This window comes from Nonomuraea sp. NPDC005692 (assembly GCF_040631115.1).
Classification (GTDB): Bacteria; Actinomycetota; Actinomycetes; order Streptosporangiales; family Streptosporangiaceae; genus Nonomuraea.
Genome location: NZ_JBEXYU010000006.1, coordinates 1 through 20932, shown reverse-complemented (window position 1 = coordinate 20932; position 20932 = coordinate 1). Strand labels below are relative to the sequence as shown.

Sequence of the window (20932 nt, the reverse complement as noted above, 5' to 3'; positions counted from 1 at the left end):
CGGCTACTCAGCCCGCCGGACGGCGGTGAGCACCAGGACGTCGTAGTGCACGGTGAAGGCGCCGCCCACCGCGTCGATCGCGGCCCCGATGCCCGCCAGCAGTTCGCGGCGCCGCTCCGGCGGCAATCCGGTGACCGGGCCGTGCGTGGGCACCTGCGCCAGCCACTCGTCCCGGGTGTAGACGCGCTCCCACGCGTAGTCCCACCGCTCGGGCTCGCCGAACGCGCCCGCCGTCCGGACCCCGTCGGCGATCTTGTCGAGCAGCGACGTGTACATGCCCACGGCGGGGCCGGCCTGGCCGAGCGCCGGCAGGTCGGGCAGCACGCGGCGGTAGACCTCGGCGAAGGCGTCGGCCAGGAGGTCCGGCGTCTGGAAGACGTTCCAGAACAGCGCCAGCCTGCCCCCGGGCCGCAGCACCTGAGCCGCCTTGGCCGCGCCCGCGACGGGGTCGATCCAGTGCCAGGTCTGGCCGGCGACGACCGCGTCGAACGTCCGGCCGGCCGGGTCCCAGGACTCGAAGGCGGACACGTCCACCTCGATGCCGTCGCGCCGGGCCAGGTCGGCCATGCGCGGGTCCACGTCCACGCCGGACACCCGGCAGCCGGCCGCCTGGAACTGGCGGGCCGCGATGCCGGTGCCGATGCCGACGTCGAGCACGTCGGGGCCGGGGCTCGACCCGGCGATCCGGGTCACCATCTCCTCGGGGTAGCGGGGGCGGGTGCGGTCGTAGCGGTCGGCGTCGGCGCCGAAGGACTCGGCCATCCGCCGGTGCAGGTGCGGCTCGTTCTCGGGGGTATGAGTGGGCATGCGCCCACTCTAATGGGCACGTGCCCACTCGTCTACTCTGAACAGGATTCGCGAAGGAAGGAGACCGGCCCGGTGCCCACAGGCGTAGCCCTCCGCGACGTGCGCGAACAGCTCTTCGACGCCGCCGAGCGCGTCCTGCTCCGCGACGGGGCCAACGCTCTGACCAGCCGGGCGGTCACCACCGAGGCGGGCTGCGCCAAGGGCGTGCTCCACCGCCACTTCGCCGACTTCGACGCCTTCCTCGCCGAGCTGGTGACCGACCGCATCCGCCGCGTCGAGGCCCAGTCCGCCGCCCTGCGCGCGAGCGCCGGCACCGGCACCGTCGCGGGAAACCTCACCCTCGCGCTGCTGGAGCTGTTCGGCTCGGTCGCCGTGGCCGTCGTCAGCCTCGTCATCTCCCGCGACGGCCTGCGCGCCCGCCTGCGCCAGGCCGGGTCGGCGGGCATCCCGCTCCTGGGCGAGGCCACGACCATGATCGCCGCCTACCTCGCCGCCGAGCGCGAGATGGGCCGCATCGCGGTCGACGCCGACGTCGACGCCCTGGCGCTCACCCTGATCGGCAGCGCCCACCTGCTGTTCGCCGGCCGCGAGGACGACCCGCCCGACGCCGCCGTCGTCGAGTGGATCGTCACCACGGCCATGGCCGACCCGATCCAGCGCCGCCTGCTCTGAGTCCCCTTGAAGGGATCTTGGGGCTACGATCTCCCCCGTAGCCCCTTTCGTCCGGAAGGCGTCGCGATGAGCGAACGTTCGCTGAACACCGATGTTCCGAGCCCCGCCCGCATCTACGACCTGTGGCTGGGCGGCAAGGACAACTACGAGATCGACCGGATGGTGAGCGAGCAGATCCTCGCCGCCGTGCCCGACCTGCCGGTGCTGGCCCGTACGAACAGGGAGTTCCTCGGCCGCGCGGTGCGGTACATGGCCGGGGAGGCGGGCGTCCGGCAGTTCCTGGACATCGGCACCGGCATCCCCACGGCGGACAACACCCACCAGGTCGCCCAGGCGGTGGCCCCGGACAGCCACGTCGTGTACGTCGACAACGACCCCATGGTCCTGGCCCACGCGCGGGCGCTGCTGCGGGCCGCGCCCGCAGGGACGACCGCCTTCGTCGACGCCGACCTGCGCGACCCCGGCAAGATCCTGGCCGCCGCCGCCGAGCACCTCGACTTCGACCGGCCGATCGGGCTGACCCTGCTCGGCGTCGTGGACTTCCTTCCCGACACCGGCCTGGCCCGCTCGATCATCGCCGAGCTGCTGGAGCCGATGGCGCCGGGCAGCCACCTGGCCGTCTCCCACGGCGTGGTCGGCAGGCAGCTCGAAGAGGGCGTCCGCCACTGGAACGAGAGCGGCGGGGCGCCCATGACGCTGCGCACCCTTGAGGAGGTCACGAGCTTCTTCGACGGGCTGGAGCTGCTGGAGCCGGGCGTGGTGCCGCTGCCGCGCTGGCGTCCCGTCCCCGAGACGCTGTACGCCGACCGCGAGGCCGTCTACTGCGCGGGCGTCGGCCGCAAGCGCTGACCGTCCCCGGCTTCGCGCCGGTCCGGGCGATGCCGCCTTCCCGACCGGCGTACGCCGCCTGGCGGGCCCGCGTACCCTGAGTCCCCGATCAACTTCACAGAGTGACGGGAGCGGGATGGACGACGGGTTCGGCGCGGGGCTGGGGAGCGAGCGGGACCGGTGCGCGCGGGATCCGTGCCCCTGGCCGCCGGGGCCGTTCACGACCGGGGACGCCAGGTGGTTCTTCGGGCGCGAGCGGGTCGTGTCCGAGCTGGTGGGGCTGCTCGGGGAGCCGCGCGCCGCCCGTCCCGTGGTGCTGGCCGGGGCGGCGGGGGCGGGCAAGACGTCGGTGCTGGCCGCGGGGCTGGTGCCGGCCGTCCTGGCGGGTTCGCCGGCGGGGGGCCGCGCCGGGGTGTTGTGGCGTACGCCCGGCTCGCCGGTCCCGGGCGGGGGACGGCCGGTGGCGGAGTGCGCGCTGCTGGTGGTCGACCGGTTCGAGGAGCTGTTCACGGCTCGGGCGGGGTCCGGGCGGGAGGCGTACGTCGAGGAGCTGTGCGCGCTCGCGGCGGGCGGGCTGCCGGTGGTGATCGGGATGCGGGCCGACTGCTACGAGCGGTGCCTGGGGTTTCCGCCACTGGTCGAGGCGCTGCGGACGCGGTCGCTGCCGCTCGGCCCGATGACCGGCGACGAGCTGCGCCGCGCGATCACCGAACCGGCCCGGGTCGCGGGGCTGTCCCTGGAGCCGGAGCTGGCCGAGACGATCCTGCACGACCTGGGCGTACGCGACGACGCCCCGGTGACGGCCGACGCGCTGCCGCGCCTGTCCCACGCGATGCGCGCCACCTGGCACCGCCGCGACGGCGACACGCTCACCCACGCCGCCTACCGGAACGCCACCGCGCCGCCTCTCGCCCCCGGCCCCGCGCCCGCTTCTCCCTCTCCCGACCGGGAGAAACCCGCCCTTCTCCGCTCCGGCCGGGAGGAGCCCGTTCCCCCCTCTCCCGATCCCGAGTCGGCGGCTTCCTCCCCTGGCGGAGGGCCCGCGGCTCCCGCCTCCGGCTCCGGCGGGGGCGCCAGGGCGTGTCCGGTCGGGCGGAGGGTGCGCGGGCTGGTGGTGGCGCTGGTGGTGCTGGTGGTGGTCGCCGGGGCGGGCGCGGGGCTGGCGTGGCAGAAGAGCGGCCGGGCGAGCGCCGCCCGCGTCACCGCGCTCGCCGAGCGGGCCGCCGTCCAGGCGCGGGCGCTGCGGGCCACGGACCCGGCGCTGGCGATGCAGGTGGCGGTGGCCGCCCAGGGCCTGGCCGACACCCCGGGCACCCGCGGCACGCTGCTCGACACCGCCGAGCCGTACGCCACCCGGCTGCGCTCGGCCGGCGACCGGCTGGGGGCGATCGCCTACAGCCAGGACCACGCCCTGCTCGCGACCGGCGCCGACAACGGCGTGGTCGAGCTGTGGGACGCCACCGACTCGCGCCGCCGCACCCCGCTGGCCACCCTGCCGCGCGCCGCCGGTCCGGTCGGCGCGCTCGCCTTCCGGCCCTCCGGCGGTGACCGCGTCCTGCTCGCGGCCACCCGGCACGGCGTCGAGGTGTGGAACGTCGTGGACCCCGCCCGCCCCCGGCACGTCGCCGCCCTGCCCGGCGCGGCGACGGCGGCGTTCACGCCGGACGGCCGCACGGTGCTCGCCGCCGCCGCGCACGGCGTCCGGCGCTGGAGGCTCGCCGGCCGCCCGGTCGCCCTGCCTCCGGTACGCGCCTCCGCCCAGGTCACCCGCTTCGCCGTCGGCGACGACACGGTGGTCACCGGCCACGACGACGGCAGCGTGCGCCTGTGGGACCCGGCCCGGCCCGCCTCCCCCGCGGACACGATCGCGACCGGCCTCCAGGACGGCCCCGCCGCGCTCGCGATCAGCCCCGACGGCGCCGCGCTGGCCTGGTCGGCGCCCGGCCGCGGCACCTGGCTCTGCCTCCTGCGCGCCCGCCGCTGCGACCGGCCCGTCCGGTACGGCGACCCCGCCGGCGCCCTGGCGTTCAGCCCGGACGGCACCGTCCTGGCCGCCGCCGGCGACGACCGCGCGGTCCGGCTGTGGACGGTGGCCACCCGCGCGGAGGTCACCTCGTTCCCGCACCCCGACCGCGTGCTCGGCCTCGCCTTCACCGCCGACGGTCAGGCGCTGGCCACCGGGTCGGCGGCCGGCGCGTTCTACCAGTGGCGCCATCCGGTGCGCGTGCCCGACCCGGTGACCGGGCTGGTGCTGAGCCGGGACCGGACGCTGATGGCCACGACCGGCGCGCGCGGCGGCGCGCTGTGGGACGTCCGCGACCCCCGCCACCGCGTGCTGCTGTCGCGCTGGAACGTTCCACCGGCCGCCGATCCGGCGCTGAGCGGGGACGGCCGCCGGCTGGCCACCGTCGAGCGCGGCGTGGCCGTGACCGTGTGGGACATCCGCGACCCCTACCGCCCGGCCCGGCACGTCCGGCTGCCGGTGCGCGGCCTCGCGGTCGCCGCGCTCAGCCCCGACGGACGCGTCCTGGCCACCGGCGACCACGGCGGCCGGCTGCTGCTCTGGGACGTCACCGGCCCGCCGCGCCGCCTGGCCGCCCGCGACGGCTTCGGCGACGTCGGCGCGCTCGACTTCAGCCCCGGCGGCGGCCTGCTGGCCAGCGGCGGCGCCGACCGCGGCGTCCGCCTGTGGGACGTGCGCCGCCGCGCCCTCGACCAGGTCGCCCACCACGAGGAGCACGCCGACGCGGTGGCCGGCGTGCGCTTCGGCCCGAAGGGCGACGTGCTGGTCAGCACCGGCCACGACCGGACCGCCCGCGTCTGGAGGATCGCCGACCCGGGCCGCGCCCCCCGTCCGGCGGCCCTGCGCGGGCACGGCGGCACCGTCCTGATCGCCGGGTTCAGCCCCGACGGCGCCGCCCTGGCCACCACGGACGCCTCCCGCACCACCCGCCTGTGGGACCTGCGCTCCCGAAGGCCGATCGCCGAGCTGTCCCACCCCGACCTCGGGACCGTCCTGTACGCCGACGACCACACCCTCGTCTCGGCCGCTGGCCACGACCTGCGGTTGTGGGACCTGCGGCCGGAGTCGGTGGCCGCGCGCGTCTGCGAGGCCGCCGGGATGCCGCTCACCCGGGCCGAGTGGCGGCGCTACTTCGACGACCTGCCCTACCGTCCGCCCTGCTCGTGACCTCCGGCAGGGCGCTGACAGAGATCTGGCAGCGGCGCCTGGCACGGTCGCCCCATGACGGACAAGACGGACGTGCTCATCGTCGGCGCCGGTCCCACCGGCCTCACCCTCGCCGTGGAGCTGGCCAGGCGCGGGATCGCCCACCGCGTCGTCGAGCGGGCGGCGGCGCCCTCGGCGGGCTCCAAGGGCAAGGGCCTCCAGCCGCGGACGCTGGAGATCTTCGACGACCTCGGGATCGTCGACCGGGTCCTGGCCGGGACAACGCCCTACCCGCCGATCCGGGTCAGGATCGGGCGGCTGCCGGTCTACCAGGGCCGCATGCACCGGCCGGCGGCGGCGAGCGAGCAGGTGCCGTACCCGATGGTGCGGATGCACCCGCAGTGGCGCACCGAGGCGGTGCTGCGGGAACGGCTGGCCGAGCTGGGCGGCGCCGTCGAGCACGGCGTCGAGCTGACCGGCTTCGAGCAGGACGCGCACGGCGTGACGGCCCGGCTCGGCACCGGGGCGACCCTGCGGGCCCGCTACCTGGTCGCCGCCGACGGCGGCAGGAGCACGGTGCGCAAGGCGCTCGGCATCGGGTTCACCGGCGAGACCCGCGAGGAGGAGCGCATGGCCCTCGGGGACGTGCGCGTCGAGGGGCTGGACCGCGAGCACATCCACGCCTGGGTGCGGCCGGGCAGGGGGATGGTCGCGCTCTACCCCATGGCCGGCACCGACGCCTTCCAGTTCATGGCGCCGCTCAGGCCGGGCGCGACGCCGGACCTGACGCTGGCCGGCTTCCAGCGGCTCTTCGCCGAACGCTCGATGCTGCGCGCGGCCCGCGTCACCGAGCTGCTGTGGTCCTCGCTCTACCGGGTCAACATCCGGCTGGCCGACGCCTACCGCGCCGGGCGCGTGCTGCTGGCCGGGGACGCCGCCCACGTGCACTCCCCGGCGGGCGGCCAGGGGCTCAACACCGGCGTCCAGGACGCCTACAACCTGGGCTGGAAGCTCGCCCGCGCGCTGACCGGCGGGCCGGCGTCGCTGCTGGACACCTACGAGGAGGAGCGCCGCCCGATCGCCGCCCGCGTGCTCGGCCTCAGCACGGACCTGCACGACCGGAAGTCGTACCGGCGGGACGAGGAGACCTACCAGCTCCGGGTCGGCTACCGGGGCGGCTCGCTGGCCCGCGCGGGCGGCGAACGGGTGCCCGACGGGCCGCTGCGGCTGGCCGACGGCTCCCGGGCGCGCCTGTTCGACCTGCTGCGCGGCCCGCACTTCACGCTGCTGTCGCCGGATCCCGCACCCCGCGTGCCGGGCGGCCCGCAGGTGCGGGCGTACGCGCCGGCCGAGCCGTACGGCGGGGTGCGGCACACGCTCGTGCGCCCGGACGGCCACGTCGGGATCGCCACGGACTCCGCCGCCGAGCTGGCCCACTACCTGACGCTGGTGTGAGGCGAGGCCCCTTGTAGTGACCCTGTAGTGGCTCTCTTGCGCCCCCGCACATCCTTGGATCTCAGCGGGCGCCACCCGTGCGCCCCGAGCAACCAGGGAGATCCTCATGGTCAAGACCGCTCGCCGTTACGCCAAGTACGCCGTCAGCGCCCTGTCCACCGCCATCTTCGTGCTGAACGGCTGATCACCCTCGCGTGAACCCCCGGGGGACCGGGTCTCCCGGGGGCCACCCCCCACGAGTGGAAGGACGACGCGTGTTCGGCACCGCGGTACGCCAGCTCGGTTATGCCTGGTCGATGATGTCGGGCCGCAGGTTCCGCCTGCGGGACGTGAACGCGCTGGCCGACGACATGCGCGTGACCCTGGAGACGTTCGGGTCCCCGGGCGAGGGCGCCGACGACATGCTCGCGGGCAGCGACCCCGAGCTCCAGGAGGACCTGACCCGGCGGCGGCTGCGGCGCACGGTCCGCCACGCGGCCGCCGAGAGCCCCTACTACCGGCGCTGGTTCGGGACGAACGGCGTGGACCCCGGCTCGATCACGCCCGCGACGCTGTCCACGATCCCGCCCACCTCCAAGGCCGACCTGCGCGGCATGCCCGCCGCCTTCGTCTCCGACCGCGCCCGTCCGGTCGTGCTCGCGCACACGACGGGGACGACCGGGACGCCGACCATGGTGTGGTTCTCGGCGTACGAGATCGAGCTGATGTCCTCGATGTCGGCGCTGGCGCTCATGCTCGCCGGCAACCTGCGCTCCGCCGACCTGTGGGCCAACGCGATCAGCTCGCGGTCCATCGCCCAGATCCTCACCGAGCGGGCCGTCACGCGGACCGGGGCCGGGTTCGTGCACCTGGGCGCCGTCGATCCGGCCGTCGCGCTCGACCGGCTGGCCACCCCGATGCACGTGCCCGGCAAACACCCGCAGATCACCCAGCTCAACGTGACCGCCTCCTACCTGGCGGCGCTGGTCCAGGAGGCCGAGCGGGGCGGCTGGCAGGCCGGCGACTTCGGCCTGAGCACGATCTGGTCCGGCGGCGAGGTGCTGACCGACGCGCTGCGCGTGCGCGCGGAGCACACGTTCGGCGCGCAGGTCCGCGACGGCTACTCCATGACCGAGATCGCCCCCGTGGGCGGCCGGGTCTGCGCCGACGGCCACCTGCACCTGCCGGCCGACCAGGGGCTGGTCGAGATCCTCGACCCCGTCACCCTGCGGCCCGCCGAACCGGGGGCCGTCGGCACGATCGTGGTCACCCCGTACTCCACCTACCGCGACACCACCCTGCTGCTCCGGTACGTCACCGGCGACCTGGTCAGGGTCCTGCGCGAGGACGAGCGGCCGTCGTGCGCGCTGGCCGCGCTGCCCGCGACCTCGCGCGTGCTCGGGCGGGTGTCCCCCGGCGGGCTCACCACGCGCGACGTCCTGGACGTGCTGCAGGCCGAGCACTCGCTGCCGCTGCCCACGCGCTGGTCGCTGGAGGGCTCCCTGCTGTACGTCGTGGCCGGCAAGTCCGACGCGGGCCTGCTCGGCCGCCTGGAGGAGCGGGCGCACGGGCTGCCCCTGGGCGGCATCGTCCTGGTCGAGACCGCCGAGGACCTGCCCACCCCGTGCCGGCTCCGCGCCGACCTGCTGGAGCTCAGCTTCGAGCGAGGACTGTGATGACCCCGTACGTGCCGGCGCTGTACGCGCTCGTCGCCCTGACCGTCGCGCTGACCGCCGCCTACCTGGGCCGCTACGTCATGGCCAGGCCGCCGGTCGGCCGGATGGTGGGCTCCGACATCGCGGTCATGGTCGCCGCGCTGGTGGTGATGCCGTTCGCGTACCTGCACCTGCCGACCGGCGTGGTGGTGTCGGTCTTCGGGCTGGTGGTGCTGACGCTGGGGCAGCTCACGCTCGCGCCCGTGCTGGGCGGCCGGTGGGCGACGGCGGCGGTGCTGCTGCTGTGCGCCGCCGACGTGGCCGCCTACCTCGCCGGATGGCCGGCCGGGGTGCTGGTGGTCAACGACGTGCTGCTGATGCTGCTCGTCGTCGGCGCGGTGAACCTGTGGGTGCAGGCGGCGGTCACGCCCGGCCAGGTGGCCGCGCTGGCGGTGGCGCTCACCGTCTACGACACGCTGGCCACCGGGCTGTCCTCGCTGACCCTCGACTTCGTGCAGCGCATGCAGGGGCTGCCGTTCGCCCCCGTGCTGGCCACCTCCTACGGCGAGAACCCCTCGCTGATCGGCCTCGGGGACTGCCTGATGTTGTCGATCTGGCCGGCGGTGGCGGTCAGGGCGTACGGGAAGGCGGCGGCGTGGTGGGCGGCGGGGCTGGAGGCGGTGCTGCTGGCGGTCTCCATCGCCGTCGTGCTGGGCGGCGGGCGGCCGATCCCGCTGCTGACCGCGCTCGGCCCGCTGATCTTCGTCCAGTGGCTGTACTGGCGGCGGTGGCGGGCCCGGCGCACGCCCGCGCCGGTCCGGCCCGCGGTGAACCGGGCGCTCGACGTCCCCTCCGGCGCGCCGGAGGGGGTGTGGGCCGCGCTGGACGACGGCGGCGCGCTCGTCGGCGAGGGGGCCACCCCGGGTCAGGCCCGCCGCGCGGCCCGGCTGGCAGGTGCGACCGGGGCCCCGGTCGTGCGGTGGCTGCAGGACTGAGCCGGCGGCGGCATCCCGTCACGGCTCGTCGCGGGGCTGTCCCTCCAGGCAGGCGGCGACCTGGCGGCCCTCCGGGTTGTCGCCGAACAGGGTCAGGGCGTGCCGCCACGCCGCGGCCGCCTCCTCGTGCCGTCCGAGGCGGGCGTGGGCCCGGCCCATCTCCGTGAGCGTCCGGGCCCGCCACACCTGCGGGCCGTCGCGGCCGAGCCGGTCCAGCGCGGCGGCCAGGTGCCGCAGCGCCTGGTGCGGGTCGCCCTGGCGCAGCCGGACGACACCGAGTGCGTGCCCGCTCAGCGCCTCGCCCAGGACGTCGCCGCACTCCACGAACAGCCGCAGGCTCGCCGCCAGCGTCTCGGCCGCCTCCTCGAACCGGCCGAGCGCGCCCAGCGCCTCGCCGAGCCTGCGCAACACCTTGCTCATCTCGACCCGGTCGCCGACGGCCTGGGCGGTCAGCAGGCTCTCGCGGTAGCACGCGACCGCCTCGGCCGTCTCGCCCGCCTGGTAGCAGGCGGTGCCGAGGGCGCGCAGCAGGTTGCCGCGGGTGCCGTGGTCGTCCTCGCCGGCCTCCGCCAGCCGGGCTCGGGCGATCCTGACGGCCTGGTCGTGCTCGCCGCGCTCGATGTGGATCCAGATCGGCCACGTCCAGGCGTAGGCCAGGCCGGCCGCGTCGTCGTGGGCGGCCAGCAGCTCGATCGCCGCGTACGCGTCGGCCAGCGCCTCGTCCAGCCGGCCCGAACCGTGGCGGTCGGCGGCCCGGCTGATCAGCGCGTACGCGGCCCCGTGCGGGTCGCCGATCCGTTCGAAGGCGGCCAGCAGCTCCCCGCACGCCGCGTCGGCGGCCGGGTAGCGGCCCCGCTCGATGTCCATGTTGACCAGCAGCAGCCTGGACCGCAGGGCGGTGCGCTCGTCGCCGGCCGCGGTGGCCGCCGCGATCACCGCGTGCTGGACGCGCTCGGCGTCGGCCAGGAAACGTTCCATCGTCAGGTAGCCGGTCAGGTGGTGGGCCAGCTCCGCGGCGGTGGCGACCTGGCCCAGCTCGGCGGCGGTGGTGACGGCGAGCACCAGCGTGCGCCGCTCGGCCGACAACCACACCGTGCCGGCGGGCGTGCCGGGGCCGGGCTCGCCGCGCTCGTAGGGCGGGGACAGCGGGATGGGCAGCCCGCGGGTGGCGGCCCTGGCCCTGCGGAGGCTTTCCAGCGCGAGCCGGGTCAGCGCGGCGTGCCGCTGCCCGGCGGGCTCCTCCGCCTCGGCGCGCTCCCTGGCGTAGACGCGCAGCAGGTCGTGCAGCCGGTAGCGGGGCTGGCCGGCGACGTCGATCTCGGTGGAGGTGAGCATGCCGCGCGCGACCAGCGTCTCCAGGACGGCGTCGGCCTCCCGCGCGGGCAGGCCGAGCAGGGCGGCGGTGGTCCACTCGGCGACGCTGTCCAGCCCGGCCAGCCCGAGCAGGCGGAAGGCGTGCCTGGCCCACTCCGGCAGTGCCGCGTAGCCGGGCTCGAACGTCGCCCGCACGTCGAGGCCGCCGACGACCAGCTCGTCCAGGTCGTGGCCGGCCAGGCGGGTGGCCAGCTCGCGTACCGGCCAGACCGGGCGGATGGCCAGGCGGGCTCCCGCGACCCTGAGCGCCAGCGGCAGCCGGCCGCAGGAACGCAGGATCTCCTCGGCGGCCTCGGGCGCGGCGCCGATCCGGTCGCGGCCGGCCACGCGTTCGAGCAGCAGCCGGGCGTCCCGCTCGCCGGGAAGGTCGAGCGGGAGCCGGACCGCGCCCTCCAGCGCGGGCAGCGGCGAGCGGGACGTCACCAGGACCGCGCCGCGCGGCGTGCCCGGCAGCAGGTGGCGGAGCTGCGCCTCGTCCACGGCGTCGTCGAGCACGACCAGCACCGCCTGGTCGGCCAGCCGCTGGCGGAGCAGCCCGGCGCGTTCCCCGGCCGAGGCGGGGATCATGGCGCCGTCCAGGCCGAGGGAGCGCAGCAGCACGTCGAGCAGTTCGCCGGGGTCGCGCGGGCCGCGGGCGTCCTGGCCGAGCCGGACGAAGAGCTGCCCGCCCGGGTAGTCGGCGCGCAGCAGGTGGGCGAGGTGCACCGCCAGCGTGGTCTTGCCTATGCCGGGCAGCCCCGAAAGGATCGCGATCGGCGGGCTGAGCCGGTCCGGCCGCGCCCGTAACAGCGGCAGCAGCTCGGCGATCTCCGGCTCCCGGCCGACGAAGTCGGCGGTGTCGGCGGGAAGCTGGCACAACGGCTGGACCGGGACGGCCGCCGCGGGCCACTGGTCGGCCGCCGGGAAGCGCGGGCCGTCCGCTCCCGGCCACCGGTCGAGGTCGGGGTCGCCGGCGAGCAGCGCGGCGTGCAGGCGGCGCAGCTCGGGGCCCGGCTCCAGGCCCAGCTCGGCGACCAGCAGCTCGCGGGCCTCGCGGAAGGCCTCCAGCGCCTCGTCCCGCCGCCCGCCGCGGTGCAGGGCGATCACGAGCTGCTCCCACAGCCGCTCGCGCAGCGGGTGGGCGGCGATGAGCGCGCGCAGCTCGGCGACGAGGTCGTCCTGCCGGAGGGCGAGCCGGGCGTCGATCCACTCCGACCGGGCCACCGCGAGGCGTTCCTCCAGTTCGAGGAGCCGGGGGGCCATCGCGCCGGTGAGCGGCACGTCCTCGGCGGGCGCGCCGCGCCACAGGGCGACGGCCCCGGCGTAGGCGCGCTCGGCCGCGGCCAGGTCGCCCGCCGCCCGCTCCCGCCGGGCCAGCCGCAGGGTGTCCTCGAACACCAGCAGGTCCAGGCTGTCCGGCGGGACCTCGCAGGCGTAGCCCGAACCCTCGGTGCGCACCAGCAGGCCGCCGCCCTCCAGGGAACGCCGGAGCTGGTGGACGTAGGTCTGGATGTTGGCCAGGGCCGAGCGCGGCGGGTCGTCCCAGACGGCCGAGATCAGGCGTTCCCTGGAGACGGTCGCGTTCGGGTGGAGCAGGAGGACGCCGAGCACGGCCCGCTGCTTGCGGCTCAGGTGCACCCGCCCGCCGGGGCCGTTGACCCGGATCGTGCCGAGGATCGCGAAGTCCACCGTGCCTCCCTCGTGGCCGAACCGAAAGATCGGCTTTCCGGACGGCAGTACATCTCCCGCGACGGCGTTTTGACAATCCCGGGTGAGGGACCCTGACCCGGGCCCGCGCGGTCAGCCGCAGACGGGCCGGTAGGGCAGCGCGGGCACGTACGTCCGCCACTCCCGCTCGGTCAGCGCCCGCCCGGCGCGCGCGCAGACCGTCCTCGCCACCAGTTCGGCGGCGGCCGGGACGCGCCCGACGGTCCCGCCGGCGTCCACCGTCAGGACGTGCGAGCCGTCGGGGGCGAACGCGATCGACAGCAGCTCGCCCTCGTCACGTTCGAGGCCGCCGCCCGGGTCGGCGGACAGGCCGAGGTCGCCGCCCGTCCTCGGGTCGATCAGGCGGACGCGGCCCTGCCCCGCGTTGACCGCGACGAGATCCTCGACCGGCGAGTAGGCCGGCGTGCCGATGAAGGAGAAGCCCTCGGTCCCCTCGGTCAGCCGCCGGCCGCCCGCGTCCCACGTGCTCAGCCGGCCGCGGGAGTCGAACACGACCACACCGTCCCCCGCGTGGGTGAAACGCACCCAGGAGCCCAGGACGTCCTTGCCGAAGACGCTGAACGGCGAGCCCACGATCCGGCCGTCGGCCGCCCGCAGCACCCGCACGTCCAGGCCGGTCACCGCCAGCCGGCCGCCGTCGGGCGCGAACGCCAGGTCCACGACCTGGCTCAGGGGTGTGCTCCACAGGCGGCGGCGCGCCCGCCAGTCCCACAGCTCGACCGCGTCCTCGCCGGTTCCCGGGCCGTCGAGCACGACGGCGAGCCGGCCGCCGTCGGGGCTGAAGCGGACGAGCTCGGGCTGCGTCCGTCCGGCGCCCGCGGTGAACCCGCCCGCGGGCTGCCTGGTCGCGGTGTCCAGGACGCTGACGTCGTGGCCGGACAGCAGCGCGAGGCTGCGCCCGTCGCGGCTGAAGGCGAGCGTCCGCGCGGCGGGCAGGCGGCCGGGCGTCCCGCCACCGACCTGGCGGAGTGCGCCGTCCACGACGAGGTGCAGGCCGTCCTCGCCGAGGTCGGCCCGCTCGTACGGCGGGCCCTCGACCGGCTCGGTGAGCAGATCGGCGACGTCCACGGCGAACACCTGGTCGCCGACGAGGTAGCGGAAGGTCGTGCCGTCGAAGGCGGCGGCCGGTCGGGTGCCGGCGTCCATGTCCCCGCGCACCGGGACGGCGCTCAGCAGGTGGCTGTCGGGCAGTCGCCAGAACTGGACGGTGGCGTCGGTGACGGTGGCCAGCAACCGGCCCGTGTGGTCGAAGACGGGATCGCCCTTGTTCCAGACGCCTTCGTTGCCCTCGCCGACCTCCTCGGTCCAGCCCTCCTTCGTCTGCCTCAGGGTCAGGGTCCCCTCGCCGGACGTGGCCAGCCACCGGCCGTCGGGGCTCGGCGTGCCGTGCCGGGCGGCGGGGTCGGTGACGTCCCACTGCTCGCTGTCGCCCGGCTTGACGATCACCTTGCGGCCCTCGTGCCGGCGGATGACGTCCTGCCAGCCCTCGACCAGGTCCCTGCTCCGGTGGACCGGCCAGGTGCCGACCGGGCGGCCGGTGCCGGCGTCCCAGGCGCGGGCGCGGCGTGTGGTGGCGGCGACCAGCGTCCGGCCCGAGGGGGACAGCCCGATGTCGGACACCCGCTCGCGGCCGAGGCCCAGGCCGGAGATCAGCGCGACGCGCCTGCCGGTACGCACGTCCCACAGCCGCGCCTGGTCCTGGCCGACGCTGAGCAGCGTGCGCCCGTCGGCGCCCAGCGCCCGCAGGGTGCTGCGGGCGCCGGCCGGGTCGCGGAACATGCCGCTCTCGCGCTGTGCGAGCGCGGCGGTCAGCGCCGCCCTGGCCTGCGGCGTGGGCCGCAACCGCCAGGCGGCCACGGCGAGCAGCCCGGCGAGCACCGGATCGCTGCGCCTGGTCGCCTCGGCGCGCGCGGCCAGGCGTGTGGACTCCGACGTCGTCAGGCGGTCCTGCAGCTCGTCGGCGCGGGCGGCGGCGAGCCTGCTCTGCTGGACCGCCAGGCCGCCCGCGGCCAGCGCGACGACCAGCAGCCCCGCCAGGCTCAGCGTCAGCAGCCGGGCACGGCGGACCCGGCGTTTGGCCAGCCGCGCCGAGGACTCCAGGAAGTCGCGCTCGGCCTGGGACAGCCTGATGTCGCGGCGGGCGGTCGCCGCCCAGCTCAGGGCCTCGTCCAGCATCGTGCCGTGGAACAGGCCGCGGTCCCTGCGGCCGCCCTCGTCCCAGCGCCGGACGGCGGCCAGGATCGGGCCGTGGACGGCCAGCCCCTCCCTGTTGGCCTCGATCCAGCGGCGCAGCCGCGGCCAGGCGTGTGGCAGGGCCGGGCGGGCGAGCCAGACCTCGCGGCCGTCGCGGCCCAGCAGGTACGCGAACACCTCCAGGATCCTGGTGACCGCCGGCGCCTCGGCCGCCGGACGGCCGGCCACCAGCTCGTCCAGGGCGGCCTTCCGGGTGGCCAGCTCGCCCATGCCGTCCACGGTGAACAGGCGCAGGAACACCTCGGGCGCCAGCTCCCGCTCGGCGGGGGCCAGCAGCGCGTAGGAGTCCTCGGCCAGCGTGCCGAGCGCCGGGTCGGCGGCGGTCCCGGCGACGTGGGCGGCCTGTCGTCCGCGTTCGAGCAGCCGTGCGGTGTCGAGCCCGCCGTCCCCGCTGACCAGTGCGAGCAGCAGCTGGCGGGCCTCGGGACGCCGGCCGGGCTCCTTGCTCAGCGCCGCCGACACCAGCGGGCGCAGCGAGTCCGGCAGCGCGGCCAGGTCGGGCGTGGCCGACAACACCCGGTGCATCACCCCGCCCAGGCTCTCGGCCTCGAACGGATCGGCGCCCGTGGCCGCGTACAGGACGACGCAGCCCCAGGCGAACACGTCCGCGGGCGCGCCGGCCCGCTGGCCGCCGAACACCTCGGGCGCCATGTACGTCGGCGTGCCGGTCACCAGGCCGGTCGCGGTCAGCGACATCTCGGCGGTCCGCGCGATGCCGAAGTCGATGACCCGCGGGCCGTCCGGGCCGAGCAGCACGTTGTCCGGTTTGAGGTCGCGGTGCACCACGCCGGCCTCGTGGATGGCGGTGAGCGCCGTCGCCACCGCCGTGGCCAGGCGGTGCAGGTCGCCGCCGAGGAAGCGGCGCCCGTCGGTGACCGCCCGGCGCAGGCTCGGCCCGGCGACGTACTCGCTGACGATGTGCGGGCGCGGGCCGTCCAGCTCGGCGGCGAGCACGCGGGCGGTGCAGAACGAGGCGACCCGCCGCGCCGCCTCGGCCTCCCTGGCCAGCCGTCCGGCCTCGTCGCCGTGCAGCACCTTGATCGCCACCCGGGCGCCGTCCTCGGCGTAGGCCTCGTAGACGACGCCCTGACCGCCGGCGCCCAGCCGTCCGGCGAGCCAGTAGCCGCCCAGGCGTTGCGGATCGTCGGGGGTCAACGCGTTCACGGCTGGTTGGATGCGGTGATCGCCGGCAAAGTTGCGGTCATCTTTTCCCGTTCATCGGCGCTTGACATTCCATCGGCGTCAGGACCTAGGATCGCCGCCGTGCTCATGACCTTGACGCTCAGCGCGGCGCTCGTCCTGACCGGAACGCCCGCGCAGGCCACCAAACCCGTGTCGTTCCGGGGGTTCACCATCCAGATACCGGTCTCCTGGAAGGTGAAGAAGGACCCGGTCGGCGGGCTCGACGTGGTCACCGGGGCCTGCTCCAAGCGGGCGATGGAGTGCCCCGGCTTCTCCCTCGGCGGGCCGCGGGCCATCTCCTACGCCTCCGAGGGCGGCACGTACCGGCCGGGCGAGCCGTACCACCCCAGCACCGGGGTCGTGGAGTGCGTCCCGGACCGGCGCTACTTCGAGGGCGTCCCGCCCGTCCGTCCGTCCCGCGCCGCGACCGTGCAGGTGGGGGCGGGGCACCGGGCCCGCTTCACCGAGTGGCGGCTGGGCTGCCAGACGAAGACCAGCAAGCCGGCCCCGGTGTCCTTCACCCAGCGCATCTGGTACCTGCGCAAGGAGAAGGTGCTGGTCGTCGACCAGTGGAAGACTCCCGGGCTGGGGAACATCCTGGCCAAGGCCGTCTGGAAGTGACCGGGTTGCCCGCGCGCCCTGCGGGCAGGAGATCGTCATGCGCAGCAAGCGGCTCTCCACCGTCGAGGAGCAGACGTACGCGGTGGTCCTCGACCCCGGTGACGAGGTGGTCGAGAGCCTGACGGAGTGGGCGGCCGCCAACGGCGTCCGCGCCGCCCGGCTGACCGGCATCGGCGGGTTCCGGCAGGTCACGCTGGGTTTCTTCGACCCGGAGGCGCTCCGCTACGACCCGATCCCGGTCGACCGCCAGACCGAGGTGCTCTCGCTGATCGGCGACTTCGCCATGCCCGACGACGACGTACGGCCCCACCTGCACGCCCATGCGGTCGTGGGCCTGCCCGACGGCACGACCCGCGGCGGCCACCTGCTGGCCGGCCAGGTGTGGCCGACGCTGGAAGTGATCGTCACGCAGTCCCCGCGCTACCTTCGGCGCCGCCACGACCCCGCCACCGGCCTGGCCCTCATCGACCTGGGCTGACCTTCCGACCCGCGCCGGCCCCGTCCTGTCGGCGAGCGCGGGCGGTCACTCGAAGTCGTCCGGGTTCAGTTCCTTCATGTGCTCGAAGCGCTCGCGCTCCTCGTCGTAGTCTTCCTCGTCGCTGGGGCCTTCGAGGTCGGCCGCGGGCGTCTCTTCGTCCTCGGGCTCTTTGCGTCGCATGGTCATCCCCCTCCCGGCGGACCGGGCACGGGGCTCCCCCGCGCCCATCGCTCCGGCTACCCCTCTGACCTGCGGGCAAACGGTCGCGGGCGCCGGATGTTGACCGGCTCTTGTGCGGGCTCGTGGGGGCGCTTGGCGCGCCGGAGGGGAGGTTTCCGGGCGATTGTTCCGACTATCTGAGGAGATGTACGTGCCCACCAAGCGTTCCGCCAAGCCGACCCGCTCGAAGCCCGACAGCCAGCCGTGGCTGCACGTGAACGGCGTGGAGATCCAGGAGTACGGCACCGTGCGGATGTTCCCGCTCGGCCTCTCCCGCGACGCGCGCGAGTACTCCTGCCAGCGCCTCAACCAGATCCTGGCCGACACCCAGATCCTCTACAGCCTGTACAAGAAGCACCACTGGCTGATGCGCGGCCCGACGTTCTACCAGCTCCACCTGCTGCTGGACAAGCACGCCTCGGAGCAGATCGCGCTGGTGGACGAGATGGCCGAGCGCGTCCAGACCCTCGGCGGCGTCGCGGTGGGCGACCCGCGGCACGTGGCCGAGATCACCGTGATCCCGCGCCCGCCGAACGGCTGCGAGGAGGTGCCCGCCATGCTCTCACGCCTGATCGAGGCGCACGAGACCATCCTCGTGGCCGCCCACGACGCGGCCAACCGGGCGCAGGAGATGGGCGACGACGGCACCAACGACCTGCTGGTCTCCGACGTCATCAGGACGAACGAGCTGCAGACCTGGTTCCTGATCGAGCACCTGGTGGACACCCCGCTGGTGGAGAAGCCGGACCGCTGACCACCGGCACGGCCGAGGTCCGGTAAGCCGGAAATCGACGCCAGGTGAAGGAAATGTCTGGATTTAGGCCGACATCGCACACCGGGCGTAACGGTTCATACCGGGCGCGGTAAGGCACCGCATCGAGCCTGCGCCGCCGGGTACGGAGAAATCGCGGGCCTGTGGGGCCGCCGGCGACCCGCCAGAGCGCGCCGCCACGAAGGCGCGCCTCACCAGCGGGACGCCCTTTGACCAGGGCCGACCCCGACCGGGCCGCCCTGACGGGGGCTACTTCTGACCGGGAGCGACGGAGAACGACATGACCGAACCGCTGACCTCACCGCCCGCCCCCGCCCACGGCGTCGCGGGACGGGAGCGGCGGCCATGAGCCTGTCGGACCGCGAACGCCGCATCCTGGCCGAGATCGAGCAGGATCTGCGCTGGCAGGACCGCGACTTCGCCTGCCGCATCGACGCGCTCAACGCCAAACCGGCCCGGCGCCGCCGCTGCCCGGTGACGCGCCGGGAGATGGCCTTCATCCTGGTCATCGTGGTCGCGATGACGCTGCTGTCGGCGGTCGTGTTCGTGGCGGCGGGCCGTCCGCGCACCCCTCCCGCGCCGCGCCCCACCCGCGAGGTGGTGACCACCTCGCCCCAGGTCACCCATCCCTGACCGCCGGCCGCCCGCTCAGGACGGCGGCGGGGCGACCGAGGCGCGGGTGACCAGGCGCGAGCGCAGCGTGTGCACGTCGTGCCGCGGCTCGGCCCCGTCGAGCACGTCGAGCAGCACCTCCGCCGCCTTCGCGCCGAGCTGGTGGACCGGCTGCTCGATCATCGTCAGCGGCGGGTCCATGACGGCCGCCCAGGCGCTGTCGTCGAAGCCGATGAGCGAGATGTCGGCCGGGTAGGACAGCCCGGCGGCGCGTACGGCCCGCAGCGCCCCGGTCACGGCGTCGGTCTCGGTGCAGAACAGGGCGGTGGTGCGGTCGGGCAGCGCCAGCATGCGGGCCACCTCCTGGGTGGCCCACTCCTCGGTCTTCGGGCCGGTCATGACCAGCTCGGGATCGAAGGGGATGCGGGCGTCGTCGAGCGCGTCGAGGTAGCCGCGCAGGCGCTCGCCGTCGGTCCACACGTTGCGGGCCTTCTCCAGCAGCGCCCGCCTGGTCACCGGCGGATCGATCGAGGACGGCCCCCACACGAACCCGATGCGCCGGTGACCGGCCGCGATCATCACCTCGACCGCCTCGCGGGCCGCGCCGCGGTTGTCGATGACGACCGTGTCGAGGTCGAGCGGCGCGACCGCGCGGTCGACCAGCACGATCGGGATGCCCCGGCCCATGGCCGCCCTGATGTGCTTGACCTCGTCGCGCCCCACGGCCGCCGAGGCGATGATGACGCCGTCGACCCGCTTGTCGATGAGCACGTCGGTGGCCGCCACCTCCTCGTCGAGCCGCTCGTACGTGCTCAGCACGATCGTGTCGAACCCGCGGGCGCGCGAGGCGTCGGAGATGCCGCGCATGACGCCCGCGAAGAACGGGTTGCCGATGTCGGCCAGGATCACGCCGAGCGTGTGGCTGACCCCGGTGGACATGCTGCGGGCCAGGGCGTTGGTGCGGTAGCCGAGCTTCTCGGCCGCCGCCAGCACCCGTTCGCGCAGCTCCGGGCTGACATAGCCGTAGCCGCCGAGGGTGCGGGCCGCGGTGGCGCGGCCGACGCCGGCCTCGGCGGCCACCTCCGAGATCGTCGGCCGCCCCGACTGGCTCCGGTCGGCTGCCATCGAACGGGTTCCTCGTTTCTGGGGGGTCGCGGGCACGCCCATGCTAGCCGCGCGGGGCGGGCCTGCCGAAGCCGAAGGCGCCTTCGACGAAGCACTGGTCGTAGGCGGTCTCCGCGCCGGCCAGCAGCGCCCGCAGGACCGGCCCGGGGCCGGGCGCGGCGCCCTTGCGCCAGCCGTCGAGCAGCAGGGAGACCGCGAACCCGGCCAGGAACGCGTCCCCGCAGCCCATGGTGTCGACGATCTTGCCCGGGTCCTCGACCAGCCGGGCGGGGGCGGCGACCAGGTCGTGGCCGTCGTAGGCCATCGCGCCGTCCACGCCCCTGGTGCCGAGGGCCAGGCGGGCGCCGCTCGCCACGGCGCGGGCCAGCAGGTCGCGGGTGGCCGCCTCGTCCAGGTGGGAGCAGGACAGGAGCACCAGGTCGGCGTGCGGGCAGACGCGGTCCAGGTAGGCGGGGGCGCGGTAGTCGTCCTCGCTGGACAGGTCGAAACTGACCAGGGGACGCAGGCCGGCGAGCCCGGGCAGCTCGTCCTCGCTGCCGGAGTAGACGCTGGAGTGCACCAGGTCGAACGAGCCGGCGTAGGCGAGCAGGTCGCCGGTCAGCGCCAGCGGCTCCCGCACGGTGACGCCGCCGCCGTTCCAGCCCAGGAAGACCCGGTCGCCGTCGTCCACGCGCAGCCGGGACACGCCGCTCTCGCCGGGGCGCACCACGCAGCGGTCGACCGCGACGCCCTGCGCGGCGACGGCCTCGCGCAGGAAGCCGCCGAGGTCGTCGTCGCCGAAGACCCCGAGGTAGGCGGCCTCGACGCCGAGGCGGCCCGCGTAGACGGCGACGTTCACGCTGTTGCCGCCCGGATAGTCGATGCCCCGATCGACGAACCGGTCGACGATGTTGTCGCCGAAGCCGAGGACTCTCATGTTTCTCCTGTGCCGGGGTGTTCGGGATGGGCGGGCCGGGGCCGCGGCCCCCCCCCCCCCCGGGGGGGGGGGGGGGGGGGCGCGGGGAGGAGGGGGAAGCTGGAGCCGAAGGG

The 20932-nt window shown here is 75.5% G+C and carries 16 protein-coding genes; 10 read left to right on the top strand and 6 right to left on the bottom strand.

The window, feature by feature from the left end:
- Window positions 1–3 precede the first annotated feature (3 nt).
- Window positions 4–807, bottom strand: a complete 804-nt coding sequence (locus tag ABZ459_RS15245; protein WP_357970720.1) for a methyltransferase domain-containing protein — start codon at window positions 805–807, stop codon at window positions 4–6.
- A 72-nt stretch (window positions 808–879) separates the two neighbouring features.
- Here ABZ459_RS15245 and ABZ459_RS15240 point away from each other — a divergent pair, with 72 nt between their 5' ends.
- The 6 genes from ABZ459_RS15240 (at window position 880) to ABZ459_RS15215 (ending at window position 9560) form a co-directional block, all read left to right on the top strand.
- Window positions 880–1479, top strand: a complete 600-nt coding sequence (locus tag ABZ459_RS15240; RefSeq protein WP_357970717.1) for a TetR family transcriptional regulator — start codon at window positions 880–882, stop codon at window positions 1477–1479.
- Between the two features lie 66 nt (window positions 1480–1545).
- Window positions 1546–2328: an SAM-dependent methyltransferase gene (locus ABZ459_RS15235; protein WP_357970714.1), complete on the top strand. Its 783-nt coding sequence runs from the start codon at window positions 1546–1548 to the stop codon at window positions 2326–2328.
- A 115-nt stretch (window positions 2329–2443) separates the two neighbouring features.
- Complete coding sequence (locus ABZ459_RS15230) at window positions 2444–5497, top strand: hypothetical protein (RefSeq protein WP_357970711.1); 3054 nt, start codon at window positions 2444–2446, stop codon at window positions 5495–5497.
- 54 nt (window positions 5498–5551) lie between these two features.
- Window positions 5552–6931 (top strand): FAD-dependent monooxygenase, encoded by a 1380-nt coding sequence (locus tag ABZ459_RS15225; RefSeq protein ID WP_357970709.1) that lies wholly within the window; start codon window positions 5552–5554, stop codon window positions 6929–6931.
- A 254-nt stretch (window positions 6932–7185) separates the two neighbouring features.
- Window positions 7186–8586: an AMP-binding protein gene (locus tag ABZ459_RS15220; protein WP_357970707.1), complete on the top strand. Its 1401-nt coding sequence runs from the start codon at window positions 7186–7188 to the stop codon at window positions 8584–8586.
- Entirely contained in the window at window positions 8586–9560 is a 975-nt protein-coding gene (locus tag ABZ459_RS15215) for a hypothetical protein (RefSeq protein WP_357970705.1), read from the top strand. The genes ABZ459_RS15220 and ABZ459_RS15215 overlap by 1 nt, the downstream gene beginning before the upstream one ends.
- Before the next feature lie 18 nt (window positions 9561–9578).
- Here ABZ459_RS15215 and ABZ459_RS15210 read toward each other — a convergent pair whose 3' ends face one another.
- Both ABZ459_RS15210 and ABZ459_RS15205 read right to left on the bottom strand, forming a co-directional pair.
- Window positions 9579–12602, bottom strand: coding sequence for a BTAD domain-containing putative transcriptional regulator (locus ABZ459_RS15210; protein WP_357970702.1), 3024 nt, complete (start codon window positions 12600–12602; stop codon window positions 9579–9581).
- 111 nt (window positions 12603–12713) lie between these two features.
- A complete protein-coding gene (locus tag ABZ459_RS15205) occupies window positions 12714–16058 on the bottom strand; it encodes a serine/threonine-protein kinase (RefSeq protein WP_357970699.1) in 3345 nt (1114 codons plus the stop codon).
- A gap of 99 nt (window positions 16059–16157) precedes the next feature.
- Here ABZ459_RS15205 and ABZ459_RS15200 point away from each other — a divergent pair, with 99 nt between their 5' ends.
- Both ABZ459_RS15200 and ABZ459_RS15195 read left to right on the top strand, forming a co-directional pair.
- Window positions 16158–16697, top strand: coding sequence for a hypothetical protein (locus ABZ459_RS15200; RefSeq protein ID WP_357970698.1), 540 nt, complete (start codon window positions 16158–16160; stop codon window positions 16695–16697).
- Window positions 16698–16734: 37 nt separating this feature from the next.
- On the top strand, window positions 16735–17175 hold the full coding sequence (locus ABZ459_RS15195) for a PPC domain-containing DNA-binding protein (protein ID WP_357970696.1): 441 nt from the start codon (window positions 16735–16737) through the stop codon (window positions 17173–17175).
- 45 nt (window positions 17176–17220) lie between these two features.
- On the opposite strand, the gene ABZ459_RS15190 is transcribed toward ABZ459_RS15195, so the two are convergent.
- Window positions 17221–17355, bottom strand: a complete 135-nt coding sequence (locus ABZ459_RS15190; protein WP_357970694.1) for a hypothetical protein — start codon at window positions 17353–17355, stop codon at window positions 17221–17223.
- Between the two features lie 190 nt (window positions 17356–17545).
- Between ABZ459_RS15190 and ABZ459_RS15185 the strand changes: the two genes are divergently transcribed.
- A complete protein-coding gene (locus ABZ459_RS15185; RefSeq protein WP_357970692.1) occupies window positions 17546–18148 on the top strand; it encodes a DNA starvation/stationary phase protection protein in 603 nt (200 codons plus the stop codon).
- Window positions 18149–18511: 363 nt separating this feature from the next.
- Window positions 18512–18799 carry a DUF3040 domain-containing protein gene (locus ABZ459_RS15180; RefSeq protein WP_357970689.1) on the top strand — a complete coding sequence of 96 codons (288 nt, stop codon included), beginning with the start codon at window positions 18512–18514 and terminating at the stop codon, window positions 18797–18799.
- 15 nt (window positions 18800–18814) lie between these two features.
- Here ABZ459_RS15180 and ABZ459_RS15175 read toward each other — a convergent pair whose 3' ends face one another.
- Both ABZ459_RS15175 and ABZ459_RS15170 read right to left on the bottom strand, forming a co-directional pair.
- On the bottom strand, window positions 18815–19903 hold the full coding sequence (locus ABZ459_RS15175) for a LacI family DNA-binding transcriptional regulator (RefSeq protein WP_357970686.1): 1089 nt from the start codon (window positions 19901–19903) through the stop codon (window positions 18815–18817).
- A gap of 43 nt (window positions 19904–19946) precedes the next feature.
- Window positions 19947–20819 carry a PfkB family carbohydrate kinase gene (locus ABZ459_RS15170; protein WP_357970684.1) on the bottom strand — a complete coding sequence of 291 codons (873 nt, stop codon included), beginning with the start codon at window positions 20817–20819 and terminating at the stop codon, window positions 19947–19949.
- Window positions 20820–20932: the final 113 nt, after the last annotated feature.